Below are 14,360 nucleotides of genomic sequence, written 5' to 3'. Positions count from 1 at the left end.
ACCGGCGTGGGTTCGGCACCGCACGCGGTCCCGAACCCGCGACAGTTCACTCCCCGCGGCTCCACCGGCCCGGCGCGAGCGTGAGCAGCGCGAGCCCCACGCCCAAAACCGCCAGGCCGCACCACGATACGAGCGGAAGACGCTCGCCGACGATCACCACGCCGAGTATCGCGGCGACGGCGGGCTCGGCGAGGGTCAGCGTGGTGGCCACCTCCACCGGCGTGTGCCGCAGACCGTATCCGAAGAGCCGGTAGGCCAGGAATGTGGTGAAGAAGGCCAGATGCATCCGATCGACGATTGTTCGGACGATCGGGCTCGGAATCGAATCCAATTCGCTAAGATGGGGTCGATGACCAGCAAGGATTCAGCCGACTCCCCGCCGCGGGCCTCCTCGAGTCGCAGTCGCGCGCCGGTCCCCCTCGACGACGTCGACCGCGTCCTGCTGGACCACCTGGCGCGCGACGGCCGGATCACCAACAACGCGCTCGCCGCGGCGGCCGGTATCGCGCCGTCGACCTGCCTGGGGCGGGTGCGGGCGCTGGTGGAGCGCGGCGTGATCCGCGGCTTCCACGCCGATATCGACCCGGCCGCCCTCGGGCGCGGCTTGCAGGCGATGATCGCGGTACGGCTGCAAGGGAATTCGCGCCAGCGCCTCGCCGAGTTCGGCAATCGGCTCGCGGCGCTGCCCGAAGTGCTCAATGTGTATTTCATCGCGGGCGCTGACGACTATCTGATCCACGTCGCCACCGAGAACACCGACGAGCTGCGGGGTTTCGTGCTGGAGCACCTGAGCGCCAACCCGGCGGTGTCCTCGACGGAGACGATCCTCATCTTCGAGCACCTACGTCCGCAGACACCGGTGCCCGGGCATTGAGCGCGGCCGCGCCCCGCACGGTGCGCGGCGTTCGGACCTCACGCGGCGACGAGCCGCTCCGCGGTGTAACCGTGTGCGGCGGCGACGGATTCGGACAGCAGCATCCCCTCGTGGGTGCTCAGCCCCGCGGCCAGGCCGGAATCGGCGGCCGCCGCGGCGCGCCAGCCGTGCTCGGCCACCGCGATGACGTAAGGGAGGGTGGCATTGGTGAGCGCCACCGTGGAGGTGTTCGGCACCGCGCCCGGCATGTTCGCGACGCAGTAGAACACCGAATCGTGCACCCGGTAGGTGGGGTCGGCGTGGGTGGTCGGACGGGAATCGGCGAAGCAGCCGCCCTGGTCGATGGCGATGTCGACCAGCACCGATCCCGGCTTCAACTGCTCGACGAGGTCGTGCGACACCAGTTCGGGCGCCTTCGCGCCCGGCACCAGCACCGCGCCGATCACCAGATCCGCTTCGCGCACCAGATTCTCGACCTCGAGCGCATTGGAGACGACGGTGCGCACGTGCCCGCGGTACTGCTCGTCGACCTCGCGCAACCGGCCGATGTTCACATCCAGCACGGTGACCTCAGCGCGCATCCCGACCGCGACGGCGATCGCGTTGCGACCCGCCACTCCCGCGCCGAGCACCACGACCTTCGCGGGCCGCACCCCGGGCACCCCGCCCATCAGAACGCCGCGGCCGCCCTCGCTGCGCATCAGGTGGTACGCGCCCGCTTGCGGCGCGAGCCTGCCCGCGACCTCGCTCATCGGCGCCAGCAGCGGCAGGCTGCCGTCCCGGCCGGTCACCGTCTCGTAGGCGAGGGCGGTGACACCGGAGGCCAGCAGCGCGTCGGTGCACTCCCTTGACGCGGCCAGGTGCAGATAGGTGAACAGCACCTGCCCGGCGCGCATCCGCGAATACTCCTCGGCCACCGGCTCTTTCACCTTCAACACCAGATCCGCGGCGGCCCAGACCTCGTCGGCCGTCGGCAGCACGCGCGCGCCGACGTATCCATAGGCCGCGTCCTCGAACGCCGATCCGGCGCCCGCCCCGGCCTCGAGGAACACTTCGTGTCCGCGAGCGACAAGTTCACGCACACCGGCGGGTGTGCACGCCACCCGGTACTCGTGATTCTTGACCTCGCGGGGGATCCCGATTTTCATCAGCACTCCTGTCGTCTCGTCGGCTTTCGAGTCAGAGCGAATCCCTATTGATGGGGATCGCGACAGGTCTCAGTATGAAAATTCTGCGAGATCAGATCCAGATATCCGAAGATAATTCTCAGATTGGGTCGTATATATACGTGATCGACGAGACGGTCGGTCACCGCGGCCGTCCGGTCGAATCATCTTCGACCGGTTCGGACCGGGCGCGGGCGCGGAGGCCGCGCCCACACCGGCTACACCGAGACCCGGTCCTCTTCCGGCGCCCCCGCGATCCCGCGCGAGTCCGGCGCACTGAGCCGGACCACATCGGCCGACCGGTCGTCGGGCTGCTCGTTGGCGCGCAGTTCGGCCTCGACGCGGACCCGGTAGGTCTCGATCTCGCGCTCGACTCGCTCACCGCCCCAGCCCAGGTACGGGGCCACCAGCCGCGCGACCTCGGCCGCGACCAGGACCCCGCGGTCGCCGGTCTCCACCGACAGGTGGGTGCGGCGGGTGAGGATGTCGTCGAGGTGCAGGGCGCCCTCGTGGGTCACCGCGTAGACGATCTCGGCCCGCAGGTACCGGGAATTGCCCAGCGGGGCGCCGAGTTCCGGCTGCGCGGCGACGATCTCACGCAGTTCCGCCACGGCGCTGCCGTACCGGCCGAGCAGGTGCTCCACGGTCGCGAGGTCGACGCCGAACTCGTCGGCCAACCGGGCGCGGGAGAGCGAGAGCTCACGGTATCCGTTGGCGCCGACCAGCGGCACCCGCTCGGTGCACGACCGGGCCACCCGCCCTGGCAGATCCGCGACGGCGGCGTCGATGGCGTCCTTGGCCATCACGCGGTAGGTGGTGTACTTGCCGCCCGCGACGATCACCAGGCCGGGTACCGGCGTCGCCACGGTGTGCTCACGCGAGAGCGCGCTGGTCTGCTCGGAGGCGCCCGCGAGCAGGGGCCGCAGCCCGGCGTAGACGCCGACGATGTCGTCGTGGTCGATCGGCTGTTCCAGCAGCCGATTCACCTGGGCGAGAATGTAATCGATGTCGGCGCGGGTGGCGGCGGGGTGGGCCAGGTCGTGGTCCCATTCGGTGTCGGTGGTGCCGATGACCCAGTGGTCCTCGCTCCACGGGCACGGGATCACGAACAGCAGGCTCTTCTCGGTCTCGGTGATCAGGCCGGTCGCCGAGTCGATCCGGTCGCGCGGGACGACGATGTGCACGCCCTTGGAGGTGCGGATCCGGAAATCGCTCGTCCCGCCGAGCATCTCCTGGATCTCGTCGGTCCACGGACCGGCCGCGTTCACCGTGCGCTTGGCGCGAACGGGAATGTGCCTGCCGCTCTCCAGGTCGTGCACGAGCGCGCCGACGATCCGGCCGTCCTCGCGCAGGAAGTCGACGACCCTGGCGCTGGAGGCGACGAGCGCGCCGTGGCTCGCGGCGGTGCGCGCCAGCATCATGGTGTGGCGCGCGTCGTCGAGCTGGCCCTCGTAGAAGCTCACGCCGCCGCGCACCGTGCCGCGCTTGGCCCCGGGGAAGCGGGCCAGCGTGGCCCGCCTGCCCAGATGCCGATGATGCTGCGGCACACCACGTCCCGCGCCGAGCACGTCGTACACGCCGACGCCTGCGCCCACCCAGGCCCGGTCGAGGCCGGGGCGTTCCAGCGGGTAGACGAACTCCACCGGCTTGGCCAGATGTGGCGCCAGGGTCTCCAGGATCAGCGAACGCTCCCGCAGCGCCTCGAAGACCAGGGCGAAGTTGAGCTGCTTGAGGTAGCGCAGGCCGCCGTGGACCAGCTTCGACGACCGGCTCGAGGTGCCGGAGGCGTAGTCGCGCGCCTCCACCAGGCCGACGCTGAGGCCGCGGGTCACCGCGTCGAGCGCCGCGCCCGCGCCGACCACGCCCGCGCCGATGACCAGCACGTCCAGTTCGGTGCTCGCCATGGCGTCCAGGGCGCGGCTACGCTCGGCCGGGCTCATCGCGACCGGTGAAGTGAGAGAACGGTCGACCATGTCGGTCTCCTTCTGTGTTCGAAAAGTGGTGCGCGCGTGCGCAAGTGGTCGGTGAGTGGTGCCGCTCATCGCGTCGGCGCCCAGTCGAGGGTGCGGCCGATGGCCTTCTGCCAGCCCTCGTATCCGGCGGCCCGCTGTTCCTCGGTCCACTCCGGTCGCCAGCGCGCGGATTCGCGCCAGTTCTGTCGCAATTCGTCGGTGCCGCCCCAGAATCCGACGGCGAGGCCCGCGGCGTAGGCGGCGCCGAGCGCGGTGGTCTCCGACACCACCGGACGGCTCACCGGCACGCCGAGCACGTCGGCCTGGATCTGCATGCAGAGGTTGTTGGCGGTGACTCCGCCGTCCACCTTGAGGACCTCCAGCGCCACCCCGGAGTCCTTGAACATCGCGTCGGCGACGTCGCGGGTCTGGTAGCAGATCGCCTCGAGGGTGGCCCGCGCGATGTGCGCGTTGGTGGCGTACCTGGTCAGCCCGACGATCGCGCCGCGTGCGTCGGAGCGCCAGTGCGGCGCGAACAGTCCGGAGAACGCCGGGACGAAGTACACGCCGCCGTTGTCGGCGACCTCGCCCGCCAAAGTCTCGCTCTGCGAGGCGCCCTGGATGATGCCGAGCTGGTCGCGCAGCCACTGCACCGCCGAGCCGGTGACAGCGATGGAGCCCTCCAGCGCGTACACCGGGTCCTGTCCGGCGAACTGATAGCAGACCGTGGTGAGCAGCCCGTTCTTCGACCGCACCGGCGTGCCCCCGGTGTTGAGCAGGAGGAAATTGCCGGTGCCGTAGGTGTTCTTGGCCTCGCCCGCGGACAGGCACACCTGCCCGATCATCGCCGCCTGCTGATCGCCGACGGCCGCCGCGACCGGAACCTCGCCTGCCAGTGGGCCGCGCGCGGTGGCGCGACCGTAGCCCTCGGGCACGGCGGAGGGCCGGATGGTCGGCAGCATCGCGCGCGGAATGTCGAACAGGGCCAGCAGTTCGTCGTCCCAGTCCAGGGTTTCCAGGTCCATCAGCATGGTGCGGCTGGCATTGGTCACGTCGGTGACGTGCACGCCGCCGTGCACGCCGCCGGTCAGATTCCACAGCAGCCAGGAGTCGATGGTGCCGAACAGCGCCTCGCCGTGCTCGGCCGCGGCGCGCAGGCCGTCGACGTTCTCCAGCAGCCAGCGGATCTTGCCGCCCGCGAAGTAGGTGGCGGGCGGCAGCCCGGTGCGCTGCCGGATCAGTTCGCCCGCACGGGATTCCAGCTCGGCGGCGATCCGGTCGGTGCGGGTGTCCTGCCAGACGATGGCGTTGTGGTACGGCCGTCCGGTGCGCCGGTCCCAGACAACGGTGGTCTCACGCTGGTTGGTCACGCCGATCGCGGCCAGGTCGGCGGCGCGCAGGCCGTGCGAGTTCAGCGCCGTCTGGATGACGGCCGAGGTGCGCTCCCAGATCTCGACCGGGTTGTGCTCGACCCAGCCGGGACGCGGCAGGATCTGCTCGTGTTCGAGCTGGTGCTGGGCGACGACGGCGCCCGCGTGGTCGAAGACCATGAAGCGGGTGCTCGTGGTGCCCTGGTCGACCGCACCGATGAGGTCTGGCATGCGTCTCTCCATTTGTCCGTTGCCCGGCGCGCGTGGCAGCCGGTGCGCCATGCCGAAGGTAGGCAGGGGGCAGTGCCGCGACAACGGGGCACGTTCGACATTGTCGAACGTTGCTGATCCTCGGCTGTAGAGTCGACTCCGTGCCGGGACCGATCCAGTCCATCGAACGCGCCGCCGCCATCCTGCGCGTGGTGGCCGAGGCGCCCTTCGGCGTCGGCGTCGGCGAGCTCGCCGGCGCGCTCGGCCTGCCCAAGGCGACGGCGCACGGCCTGCTGCGCACCTTGCAACGCGTCGGCTACATCGAGCAGGACGACAGCACCGGCAAGTACCTGATCGGCGCCACTGCGCTCGGGCTCGCCGACGCCCGGCTCGACACCAACGTGTTGCGCTCCTACGCGATGAACTGGGCCGACACCCTGGCCGCGCGCTCCGGCGAATCGGTGCGGATCGGAGCCCTGCGGGGCGAGGGCGTGTCGGTCGTGCACCACGTGTTCCGGCCCGACGGCACCGAGCAGACCCTCCGCGTCGGCATCGAACTTCCCCTGCACGCGACCGCACTCGGCAAGGTGCTGCTCGCCTACACGCCCGGCCTGACCGAACGCGTCGCGGGCGCGCCGCTGCCCGCCTACACCCGGCGCACCGTGACGACGCCGCGCGCGGTGCAGGCCGAGATCGCGCGGGTGCGCGCCCAGGGCTATGCCGAGGACGTCGCCGAGTTCGCCTTCGAGCGTGCCTCGGTGGCGGCGCCGCTGCGCGACGCGGGTGGGCGCGTGGTGGGCGCGCTCGGCGTGGTGGGGGCCGTCGACCGGATCACCGATCCCGGCGTCCGGCCCCGGCTCGTCGAGCTGGTGCGCACCACCGCGGGCGCCGTCTCCCGCGATCTGAGCGCCGAACGGCCGCGAGTGGGCCGATGAACGTCGAACGCGGCCGCGGCCGCTATGTGATGGCCATCGACCAGGGCACCACCTCCAGCCGGTCGATCCTGTACGACGCAGCGGGACAACTGGTTTCGATCGCCCAGCGCGAGCATCGGCAGCTGTATCCGGCAGCCGGACGGGTCGAGCACGACGCCGCCGAGATCCGCCGCCACGTCGCGACACTGGTCGACCGGGTCATCGCCAAGGCGGGCGTGGCCGCCGACCAAGTGGTGGCGATCGGCATCGCCAACCAGCGCGAGACCACCGTGCTGTGGGACCGCGAGACCGGCGCACCGATCGGCAACGCGATCGTCTGGCAGGACACCCGCACCGAGGAACTCGTCGCCCGGCTCGCCCGCCGCCCCGAGGCCGAGGAGGTGATCCGGCGCTGCGGCCTGCCGCTGCTGAGTTACTTTGCGGCGCCGCGCATCCGGTGGCTGCTGGACCGGGACGAGCGGCTGCGGGAACGCGCCGAGCGTGGCGCGGTGCTGTTCGGCACGATGGACAGCTGGCTGATCTGGAACCTCACCGGCGGTCCGCGCGGCGGCGTGCACGTCACCGATGTGACCAATGCCGGGCGCACCATGCTGATGAACCTCGGCACCCTGGATTGGGACGACCGGCTGCTCGACTTCTTCGACATCCCGCGCGCGATGCTGCCCGACATACGGTCCAACGCCGAGGTGTACGGCCGCACCGCCGCTGGCATCCCGATCGCGGCCGCGCTCGGCGATCAGCAGGCGGCCCTGTTCGGCCAGACCTGTTTCGCGGCGGGCGAGGCCAAATGCACTTACGGCACCGGCAGTTTCCTGCTCACCAACACCGGCACGACGCCGGTGCGCTCCACCCACGGACTGCTCACCACGGTGGCGTTCCAGATCGGCGGCGAACCCGCCCGGTACGCGCTGGAGGGTTCGATGGCCGCCACCGGGACGCTGGTGCAATGGTTGCGCGACCGGCTCGGGCTCATCGAGGCCGCACCCGAAATCGAAACTCTCGCAAGCACCGTCGAGGACAATGGTGGCTGCTACGTGGTGCCCGCCTTCTCCGGCCTGTTCGCGCCGCGCTGGCGGTCCGAGGCGCGCGGAGTGATCGCCGGGCTCACTTCCTACATCACCAAGGGGCATCTCGCCCGCGCGGTGCTCGAGGCCACCGCGTGGCAGACACGGGAGGTGGTCGACGCGATGAACGCCGACACCGGCTACGCGCTCGCCGAACTGCGCGTCGACGGTGGCATGACCTCCAACAACCTGCTCATGCAACAGATCTCGGACGCGCTCGGGGTGCCGGTGGAACGGCCGCTGTTCTCCGAGACGGTCTCGCTCGGCGCTGCCTACGCCGCGGGCCTCGCGGTCGGCCTGTGGCCCGATATGACTGGGCTGCGCCGCAATCGGAGCACCGCGAGCCGGTGGCTGCCGACGATGCCGGAGCAGCGCAGGGAGCGGGAGTACCGCCGCTGGTCTCGTGCCGCCGAGCTCACCTACAACTGGAACGAGCCCGGCGAGGCGTGATTCGCGCGCGTGGCGCGACGGCGCGTCGGCGAGCCGTTCGCCGCGCCGACGCTACGGTGCTGGAAGCAAAAGCTCGAATTCGTCCGGTACACCGCGTCGCCGCGTCGGCGCCCACCGAGGAGGGGCATCTTGCTCACGGTCGTCCAGATACTCGCTGTGCTCGCGGCGCTGCTGCACGGCTATGTCTTCGTGCTCGAATCGCTGCGATTCGCCGAGCCGAAGGTCTACGCGGCAACGTTCCACGTCGAGCGTGACGACTTGGCGGCCGTCCAGCCCTGGGCCTTCAACCAGGGCTGGTACAACCTGTTCCTCGCGATCGGCACGTTGATCGGCGCGCTGCTGCTGCCCACGCTTCCGCAGGCGGGTTGGGCGCTGCTGCTGATCGGTTGCGGGTCGATGATCGCCGCCGCGGGCGTCTTGGTGGCGACCGATCGGCGTTTCGTCAAGGCCGCCTTCATCCAGGGCACACTGCCCGCCCTCACGCTGCTCGCGGGCCTGATGTCCCAGATCTGAGCGCGGGGAGGGTCGCTCGCGCGGCCCTCCCCCGCGGACGACTCATTACGGGTTCAGGTACACCGGCAGGCGGTGGTGACCGTTGGAGATGAAGCTGGGCACCGTGCCGAGTTCCTCCGGCTCGGCGGCCAGCCGCATGTTCGGGAACCGCGCGAAGATCGCGGGCAGCGAAACGGCGGCCTCCATGCGCGCCAGCGGAGCCCCGAGGCAGTGGTGGGCACCGTAGCCGAAAGCGAGGTGATCCTTGTTGGCGCGGTGGACGTCGAATTCGCCTGCGGTGTCGCCGTGCACCTTCGAGTCGCGATTGGCGGCCACGTAGGACGCCAGGATCGGCTCGCCCTTCGCGATGCGGCCGCCGCCGTCGAGTTCGATGTCGTCGACCGCGTAGCGCAGCGGCAGGTGCGCGACCGGAGCCTCGAACCGCAGCGCCTCCTCGATCAGATCGGACCACGCGGCCCGCTCCTCGATCAACTCGGCGCGCTGCTCGGGATGGGTCAGCAGCGCGTGAATTGCCTGGTCCAGCAGGTTCACCGTGGTCTCGTGGCCCGCGCTGATCACCAGCAGCAGGGTGTCGATCAACTCCTGATCGGTGAGCTGGGCGCCGTCCTCCTCGTCGTGGTGCGAGATGAGCAGGCTGGTCATGTCGTCGCCGGGATGCTCGCGCCGGTAGGCGACGAGCTCGCCGAGGATGCGGTACATCTCCATGTAGTTGGCCTGCGACTGCTCGGGGGTGAGCGAGGTGTCGAAGATGCCGTCCACACAGGTGCGCAGTCCCGCGTTCAGCGACTCCGGCACACCCATCAGCTCCGAGATCACCTGGATCGGCAGCGGATACGCGAAGCCCTCGCGCAGATCCACCGGCTCCCCGGCCGGGGCCGCGGCGAGTTCGTCGAGCAGGGCCGCGGTGATCGCCTCGATGCGCGGGCGCATGGCCTCGGTGCGGCGGTGCGTGAACGCGGGCGCCACCAGCTTGCGTAGTCGCCGGTGGTCGGTGCCGTAGGCGGTGAACATGTTGTTGACCGCCACCCACAGGAACAGCGGCCAGTCCTGCGGAATCTCGCCGTTGATGAACGCGGGCCAGTGCTGGCGCGCGTCCTTGGACACTCGAGGATCGACCAGCAGCTGCTTCAACAGTTCGGCATCGGTCACCGACCACGCACGCACACCGCCCGGCAGCTCGACGAGAACGACCGGTCCGCGTTCACGCAGGCGCGCGGACTCACCCTGAATATCGGCACCGGTGGGGTCGAGGACAAGGGGCTGACTGTCCATCGGGGCACTCTCCTTTAATACAGGTTCAGCGGGGGGGATTTCGGGAAGGTGACCGGAAGGGACACCAGAGCTCGATGGAAAGGCCCGGGCCGCCAGGTCAATTGATCGACGGGCACCGCGAGCCGCAACTCGGGCAGTGCGTCGAGCAGCTGATCGATGGCGTCCTGCGCGATCAGGTACGCTGCCGACTTCGCCGGGCAGGCGTGCGGGCCTGCGCTCCACGCCAGATGCGAACGGTTGTCGGTGTAGTCGCCCGCATCGATCGCCGGATCGTTGTTGCAGGCCGACATGCTGATGACCACGGGCTGATGCGCGGGCAGCCAGGCGCCGTCGATCAGGATGGGCTGCTTCGGGTACGAGACGCAGTAGTTCGCCATCGGCGGGTCGGTGAACAGCACCTCGTCCAGCGCGTCGCGGGTGGACAGGCTGCCGCCCAACAGGTTTCCGGCGAACCGGTCGTCGGTGAGCATGAGCAGCAGCGTGTTCACGATCAGGTTCTGTTCCGGCTCGATGCCCGCGCCGTACAGGGTGACCAGCTGGTGGATCATCTCCACGTCGTCCAGTCCGGCCCCGTGCCCGATCAGCCGGGAGACGATGTCGTCGCCCGGCTCCTTGCGCTTGCGGGTGGTCAGCTCGAGCAGCGCGTCGGTGAGCATCGCGTTGCCCTTGTCGGCGTTCACGCCCTCGAAGATGGCCGCCATGCCGGTGGCCACCTGCTGGCCGATATCGGATGGGCAACCGAGCATCTCGTTGAGCACGGCGAAGGCGAGCGGGAAGGCGTACTGACTGATCAGATCGGCCGCGCCGTCCTGGCAGAAGGCGTTGATCAGCGGGACCGCGACCCGCTCGATGGTCGCGTGCATGGCGTGCAGGTCGACCTCGGCGACCGCGGCGAGGTTGGCCTGCCGGTAGCGCAGGTGCTCGAGGCCCGCGCTGCGCAAAGCGTTGGGCCGCCATTCCAGCATCGGCAGGATCGGGCACTCGCCCGGCACGTTCTGCTGCCAGGTGCGCGGGTCGGCCGGAAAGTGCTCCGGATCGTTGAGGATTCGTAGCGCGGTGTGATAGCCGATCACCAGGGTGGCGGGCACGCCGGGCGACAGTTCGACCGGCACCAGCGAACCGTACTGGCGGCGCATCTGCCGATAGGCGCGGTGCGGGTCGGCGGCGAACTCCTCGGTGTAGAGCGGCACTCGCGGACCGTTGGTGTCGATCGGCGAGCCGTGCGGGACGGGGCAGACACCGGCGGGCGGCGCGTGCGGTGGCGTTGTCAAAGTCGGGACTCCAAACGGTGGAACAAGAATTCGACGAGCGTGATCAGCGATTGCAGGCACGTGCCGCGATGTCGTGCGTCCAGCATCGTCAGCGGCGTGCCCTCGGTGAGGTCCAGCGCGTCGCGGACCTCCTCCAGCGGATACTGCTTGGCGCCCTCGAACTGATTGACCGCCACCGAATACGGCACGCCGCGCTCCTCCAGCACCGAGAGCACCTCGTCGGCCTTCTCGATGCGCCGGGTGTCGACCAGCACCAGCGCGCCGAGCGCGCCGCGGGCCAGTTCCTCCCACAGCGGCACGAAGCGCTGCTGACCCGGCGTGCCGAAAAGGTACAGGGCCAGTTGCGGATTCAGCGTGATGCGGCCGAAGTCCATCGCGACGGTGGTCTGCGTCTTCCCCGGCAGGCCCGCCATGTCGTCGATGCCGATGCTGGCCTCGGTGATGGTCTCCTCGGTGCGCAGCGGCTTGATCTCGGAGATACTGCTGACGAACGTGGTCTTGCCGACGCCGAAATTGCCTGCCACCAGTAGCTTGACCGATCGGGTCACGGTCTCCGGCACATAGTCGACGACACGTTCAGGCCGAGAGAGCGCGGAGCCCATTCAGTACCTCCTCCAACAGGGCTATCTCCGGCAAGTTCTCGGCCGGGGTCGGTGTGGTCAAATGGCCGCCGTCCATGAGATCGGCTACGACGATCTTCACCACGGACGGCGGCAGGTCCAGGTACGCGGCGATCTCCGCGATGGACAGGACGCCGCGACCGCTGCACAGGTTCATTACGCGGCGGGCGTCCGGGCCCGCGCCGGGCGGCGGCGCCAGTGCCGCGACCACGAGCGTGACCAGATCCAGCTGGCGAGTGGGACGCGAACGCCCGCCGGTACGGACATAGGCCCTGACTAGGTCGGGGTCGCGGCGGGACCTGGTCATGACAAGCTGCTGTCTGTCCTCTGCCGAGACTGGCTGCCGAGCTCGTGCCCGACGCGACCGGCTAGCTCGTTCATCCGGTGCGCGATGAGGCTGACGTCGATGTCCGCGGTGGTGGAGACGCCGAGCAGCGCGCCCTCCCCCGCGGCGGTGATGAAGATCATCCCGTCGTCGTATTCGGTCATGTTCTGGCGCAAGCCCGTTTCCAGACCGCCGCAGAACTCGCCGAGCGCCTTGCCCAGGGACCGCAGTCCCGAGGCGGCCGCGGAGAAACGTTCGGCGTCGTCGCGAGCGATGCCTTTCGAGTGCGCGATGCGCAGTCCGTCGTCGGACAGCAGTACCGCGAACCGGACGCCTGGAATGTTGAGATCCTCGAGTAGCCAGCCGAGCTTGTTGCTGCTATCGGCCATGGCGGTAGTCGGTGTGCCCATCAAGGAGTCATCCCTTCCGTCTGTTCGGCGGCGGCGCGGCCGCTCTTGGAACCGGTGTGCCATGCGGCGGCGATATCGGGCCTGCCGAGCGCGGGCTCGGAGCCGGAATTCCTGGCTCGCGTTCCGATCGCGGGCGCCACCTCGCGGCGGCGCCGCTTCGGCAGGCCGCCCTCGGTGATCTCGTGCACCGCGAACCGGGTGTCCTCCGGCTCTTCCTGGCGCGGTGCGGGCGCCGGTTCGGGCGCGGGCGCGGGAGCCACGGCCGGGGTGGCCACGGCCGTCGCGTCGCTCCCGCTCGGCGCGGCGAGCAGGGCCTCGGGGATGTACACCATCGCGCGCATGCCTCCGTAGGCGTTGGGCCCGTCGATGTAGACCGTGAACCCGTAGCGACGCGCGAGCGCGGCCACACCGGGAAAACCGACCTTCGGCGACGGACCGAGCTGGTGGATGTCGACCGGGCGCTCGCTGGCGAGCACCTGCCTTGCCTCCTCCATCTGCTCGGCGTTCATCCGCACGCCCGCGTCGTCGATGATGACGGTGACGCCGTGGTGCCCCTCCTGGAAGCTGATGTCCACGAAGGAGGTCGGCGGCGAGTAGCGCAGCGCGTTGTCGAGCAGGGTGGCCAGGGTGTGCACGAGCGGTTCCACCGCTCGGCTGACGACCACGCGGTCCAGCTGCGTGGTGCGCACCCGCAGGTAGTCGCGCACGCGGCCGGTGGCGCCGCCGACCACGTCGGTGAGCGACTGGGCGGGCCAGCGCCTGCCCGGCAGGCCGCCACACACGATCACGTAGGACTGCGCCTGGCGGATCATCTGCTGAACCGTGTGGTCGATGCGGGTGAGGGTGGCGTACACGTCGTCGTTGCGGTGCGCGCGCAGCGCGGCGCTCACCACCTGGCTGGCGTCGGCGCCGAGGCTCACCACCGAGGTGCCGAAGGAGCGCACCGCGCCGCTGGTCGCGTCGCGCGCGGCGCCACCCACCTCGGCGCGCACCGCGTCCTCGGCAGCCTGAATCGCCTGCCTGGCATGCGCGTCGGCCTCGAGCATGGCCCGGTCCCTCGCCTCGGTCTGCACCAGGCGCAGGTCATCGGCGTAGCGGTCGCCGATCCACTGCAGGCACTGGGCCAGCCGCGAATTCTGCAGTCCCGTCGGCACTTCGATCGTTCCGGTCGGTGCTTCGAAGCGCCGGACGGCGTCGGTGATCGAGGGGATCGTCTGTCCGGCGAAGCGCTCCAGCGCTTCGTCGCGTTTACGCTGGTCTTCCAGCAGGGACTCGGCTTTGCCCTGCGCTCCGCGTAGCGCGGTGATCAGATAAACGACCGCGGCGATCAGCAGCGCGGCGAGGATCCATGGAACAAGTACGGCGATATCCAGATTCATCAGTTCTCTCGTCGTTCACGGGATCGTGCCTCCCCCGATGCCCCGCCCCGCTACGGTCCGCGCCTGAACCAGCACCCTGTCACTACAGATCTCCGTCTTACCTTTATTCCTCACGACACCGATCGCATGACGCTCGATCGGATCCATTGCACGTCGGTGGATCCGGCACCCCGAAGACACCGACCGGAGGCTCACCGCACACCTCACAGTGCCTGCAGGACAGGCGATCAGCGAATAGACCGCCGGCTGACCGAAGCGACTCCGACCAGCCCGAACCCGACGACTCGCCCACCCTAGCAGCATCTCAACGAAGTCTCGACGTATCCCGGTGACCGGCTTCATTTTTCGGGGGCGCATGGATTTCCGACGTCGAAAAACGAAAGTAGCGCAGCCGATTGTGCCCGCAGACGAGCCATTGCGCCGGAAAGATCGACCGGTGGAATCACGCGCTGTTCGGTGAATTCCGGCCCGCCGGGGGAACCGCGCGGACCGCCGCTGCGTCGGAGTAGACGAACGCTCCGACCAGCACAACCGAACCGGGGGAAAGCA

At 69.6% G+C, this 14,360-nt stretch carries 14 protein-coding genes; 4 read left to right on the top strand and 10 right to left on the bottom strand.

Going from position 1 to position 14,360, the window contains the following annotated elements:
- Window positions 1-46: 46 nt before the first annotated feature.
- Window positions 47-286: an EamA family transporter gene (locus ACRWNM_RS20770; RefSeq protein ID WP_431969705.1), complete on the bottom strand. Its 240-nt coding sequence runs from the start codon at window positions 284-286 to the stop codon at window positions 47-49.
- Window positions 287-349: 63 nt separating this feature from the next.
- On the opposite strand from ACRWNM_RS20770, the gene ACRWNM_RS20765 reads away from it, so the two are divergent.
- Entirely contained in the window at window positions 350-874 is a 525-nt protein-coding gene (locus tag ACRWNM_RS20765) for an Lrp/AsnC family transcriptional regulator (protein ID WP_431969704.1), read from the top strand.
- A 38-nt stretch (window positions 875-912) separates the two neighbouring features.
- On the opposite strand, the gene ald is transcribed toward ACRWNM_RS20765, so the two are convergent.
- The 3 genes from ald to glpK (ACRWNM_RS20750) all read right to left on the bottom strand — a co-directional run bounded on the left by ald (window position 913) and on the right by glpK (ACRWNM_RS20750) (window position 5,593).
- Window positions 913-2,022 carry an alanine dehydrogenase gene (gene ald, locus ACRWNM_RS20760; protein ID WP_431969703.1) on the bottom strand — a complete coding sequence of 370 codons (1,110 nt, stop codon included), beginning with the start codon at window positions 2,020-2,022 and terminating at the stop codon, window positions 913-915.
- A gap of 236 nt (window positions 2,023-2,258) precedes the next feature.
- On the bottom strand, window positions 2,259-4,013 hold the full coding sequence (locus ACRWNM_RS20755; protein WP_431969702.1) for a glycerol-3-phosphate dehydrogenase/oxidase: 1,755 nt from the start codon (window positions 4,011-4,013) through the stop codon (window positions 2,259-2,261).
- A gap of 65 nt (window positions 4,014-4,078) precedes the next feature.
- Window positions 4,079-5,593: a glycerol kinase GlpK gene (glpK, locus tag ACRWNM_RS20750; RefSeq protein ID WP_431969701.1), complete on the bottom strand. Its 1,515-nt coding sequence runs from the start codon at window positions 5,591-5,593 to the stop codon at window positions 4,079-4,081.
- Window positions 5,594-5,733: 140 nt separating this feature from the next.
- On the opposite strand from glpK (ACRWNM_RS20750), the gene ACRWNM_RS20745 reads away from it, so the two are divergent.
- From ACRWNM_RS20745 to ACRWNM_RS20735, 3 genes are all read left to right on the top strand, one after another.
- Complete coding sequence (locus ACRWNM_RS20745) at window positions 5,734-6,507, top strand: IclR family transcriptional regulator (protein ID WP_431969700.1); 774 nt, start codon at window positions 5,734-5,736, stop codon at window positions 6,505-6,507.
- A complete protein-coding gene (glpK, locus tag ACRWNM_RS20740) occupies window positions 6,504-8,021 on the top strand; it encodes a glycerol kinase GlpK (protein ID WP_431969699.1) in 1,518 nt (505 codons plus the stop codon). The genes ACRWNM_RS20745 and glpK (ACRWNM_RS20740) overlap by 4 nt, the downstream gene beginning before the upstream one ends.
- 129 nt (window positions 8,022-8,150) lie before the next feature.
- Complete coding sequence (locus ACRWNM_RS20735; protein ID WP_431969698.1) at window positions 8,151-8,534, top strand: DUF1304 domain-containing protein; 384 nt, start codon at window positions 8,151-8,153, stop codon at window positions 8,532-8,534.
- 45 nt (window positions 8,535-8,579) lie between these two features.
- On the opposite strand, the gene ACRWNM_RS20730 is transcribed toward ACRWNM_RS20735, so the two are convergent.
- The 6 genes from ACRWNM_RS20730 to ACRWNM_RS20705 are packed head-to-tail and all read right to left on the bottom strand — an operon-like array spanning window position 8,580 to window position 13,811.
- A complete protein-coding gene (locus tag ACRWNM_RS20730) occupies window positions 8,580-9,806 on the bottom strand; it encodes a cytochrome P450 family protein (protein WP_431969697.1) in 1,227 nt (408 codons plus the stop codon).
- Between the two features lie 14 nt (window positions 9,807-9,820).
- Window positions 9,821-11,077 (bottom strand): cytochrome P450, encoded by a 1,257-nt coding sequence (locus tag ACRWNM_RS20725; RefSeq protein ID WP_431969696.1) that lies wholly within the window; start codon window positions 11,075-11,077, stop codon window positions 9,821-9,823.
- Window positions 11,074-11,679: a GTP-binding protein gene (locus ACRWNM_RS20720; protein WP_431969695.1), complete on the bottom strand. Its 606-nt coding sequence runs from the start codon at window positions 11,677-11,679 to the stop codon at window positions 11,074-11,076. Before ACRWNM_RS20720 ends, ACRWNM_RS20725 begins: the two co-directional genes overlap by 4 nt.
- Window positions 11,654-12,004: a DUF742 domain-containing protein gene (locus tag ACRWNM_RS20715; protein ID WP_431969694.1), complete on the bottom strand. Its 351-nt coding sequence runs from the start codon at window positions 12,002-12,004 to the stop codon at window positions 11,654-11,656. The genes ACRWNM_RS20720 and ACRWNM_RS20715 overlap by 26 nt, the downstream gene beginning before the upstream one ends.
- Window positions 12,001-12,432 (bottom strand): roadblock/LC7 domain-containing protein, encoded by a 432-nt coding sequence (locus ACRWNM_RS20710; RefSeq protein WP_431969693.1) that lies wholly within the window; start codon window positions 12,430-12,432, stop codon window positions 12,001-12,003. The genes ACRWNM_RS20715 and ACRWNM_RS20710 overlap by 4 nt, the downstream gene beginning before the upstream one ends.
- Window positions 12,432-13,811: an ATP-binding protein gene (locus ACRWNM_RS20705; RefSeq protein ID WP_431969692.1), complete on the bottom strand. Its 1,380-nt coding sequence runs from the start codon at window positions 13,809-13,811 to the stop codon at window positions 12,432-12,434. Before ACRWNM_RS20705 ends, ACRWNM_RS20710 begins: the two co-directional genes overlap by 1 nt.
- Window positions 13,812-14,360: the final 549 nt, after the last annotated feature.

The organism is Nocardia sp. bgisy134 (assembly GCF_965341865.1).
In the GTDB taxonomy this organism is placed as follows: Bacteria; Actinomycetota; Actinomycetes; order Mycobacteriales; family Mycobacteriaceae; genus Nocardia.
This window is presented reverse-complemented; position numbering and strand designations above follow the sequence as displayed.

Excerpts from the sequence above, each read along its gene's own strand:
- ACRWNM_RS20730 (WP_431969697.1), bottom strand. The coding sequence starts at position 9,806 with ATGGACAGTCAGCCCCTTGTCCTCGACCCCACCGGTGCCGATATTCAG.
- ACRWNM_RS20770 (WP_431969705.1), bottom strand. The coding sequence starts at position 286 with ATGCATCTGGCCTTCTTCACCACATTCCTGGCCTACCGGCTCTTCGGA.
- ACRWNM_RS20720 (WP_431969695.1), bottom strand. The coding sequence starts at position 11,679 with ATGGGCTCCGCGCTCTCTCGGCCTGAACGTGTCGTCGACTATGTGCCG.
- ACRWNM_RS20765 (WP_431969704.1), top strand. The coding sequence starts at position 350 with ATGACCAGCAAGGATTCAGCCGACTCCCCGCCGCGGGCCTCCTCGAGT.
- ald (WP_431969703.1), bottom strand. The coding sequence starts at position 2,022 with ATGAAAATCGGGATCCCCCGCGAGGTCAAGAATCACGAGTACCGGGTG.
- ACRWNM_RS20755 (WP_431969702.1), bottom strand. The coding sequence starts at position 4,013 with ATGGTCGACCGTTCTCTCACTTCACCGGTCGCGATGAGCCCGGCCGAG.
- glpK (WP_431969701.1), bottom strand. The coding sequence starts at position 5,593 with ATGCCAGACCTCATCGGTGCGGTCGACCAGGGCACCACGAGCACCCGC.
- glpK (WP_431969699.1), top strand. The coding sequence starts at position 6,504 with ATGAACGTCGAACGCGGCCGCGGCCGCTATGTGATGGCCATCGACCAG.
- ACRWNM_RS20715 (WP_431969694.1), bottom strand. The coding sequence starts at position 12,004 with ATGACCAGGTCCCGCCGCGACCCCGACCTAGTCAGGGCCTATGTCCGT.
- ACRWNM_RS20710 (WP_431969693.1), bottom strand. The coding sequence starts at position 12,432 with ATGGGCACACCGACTACCGCCATGGCCGATAGCAGCAACAAGCTCGGC.
- ACRWNM_RS20705 (WP_431969692.1), bottom strand. The coding sequence starts at position 13,811 with ATGAATCTGGATATCGCCGTACTTGTTCCATGGATCCTCGCCGCGCTG.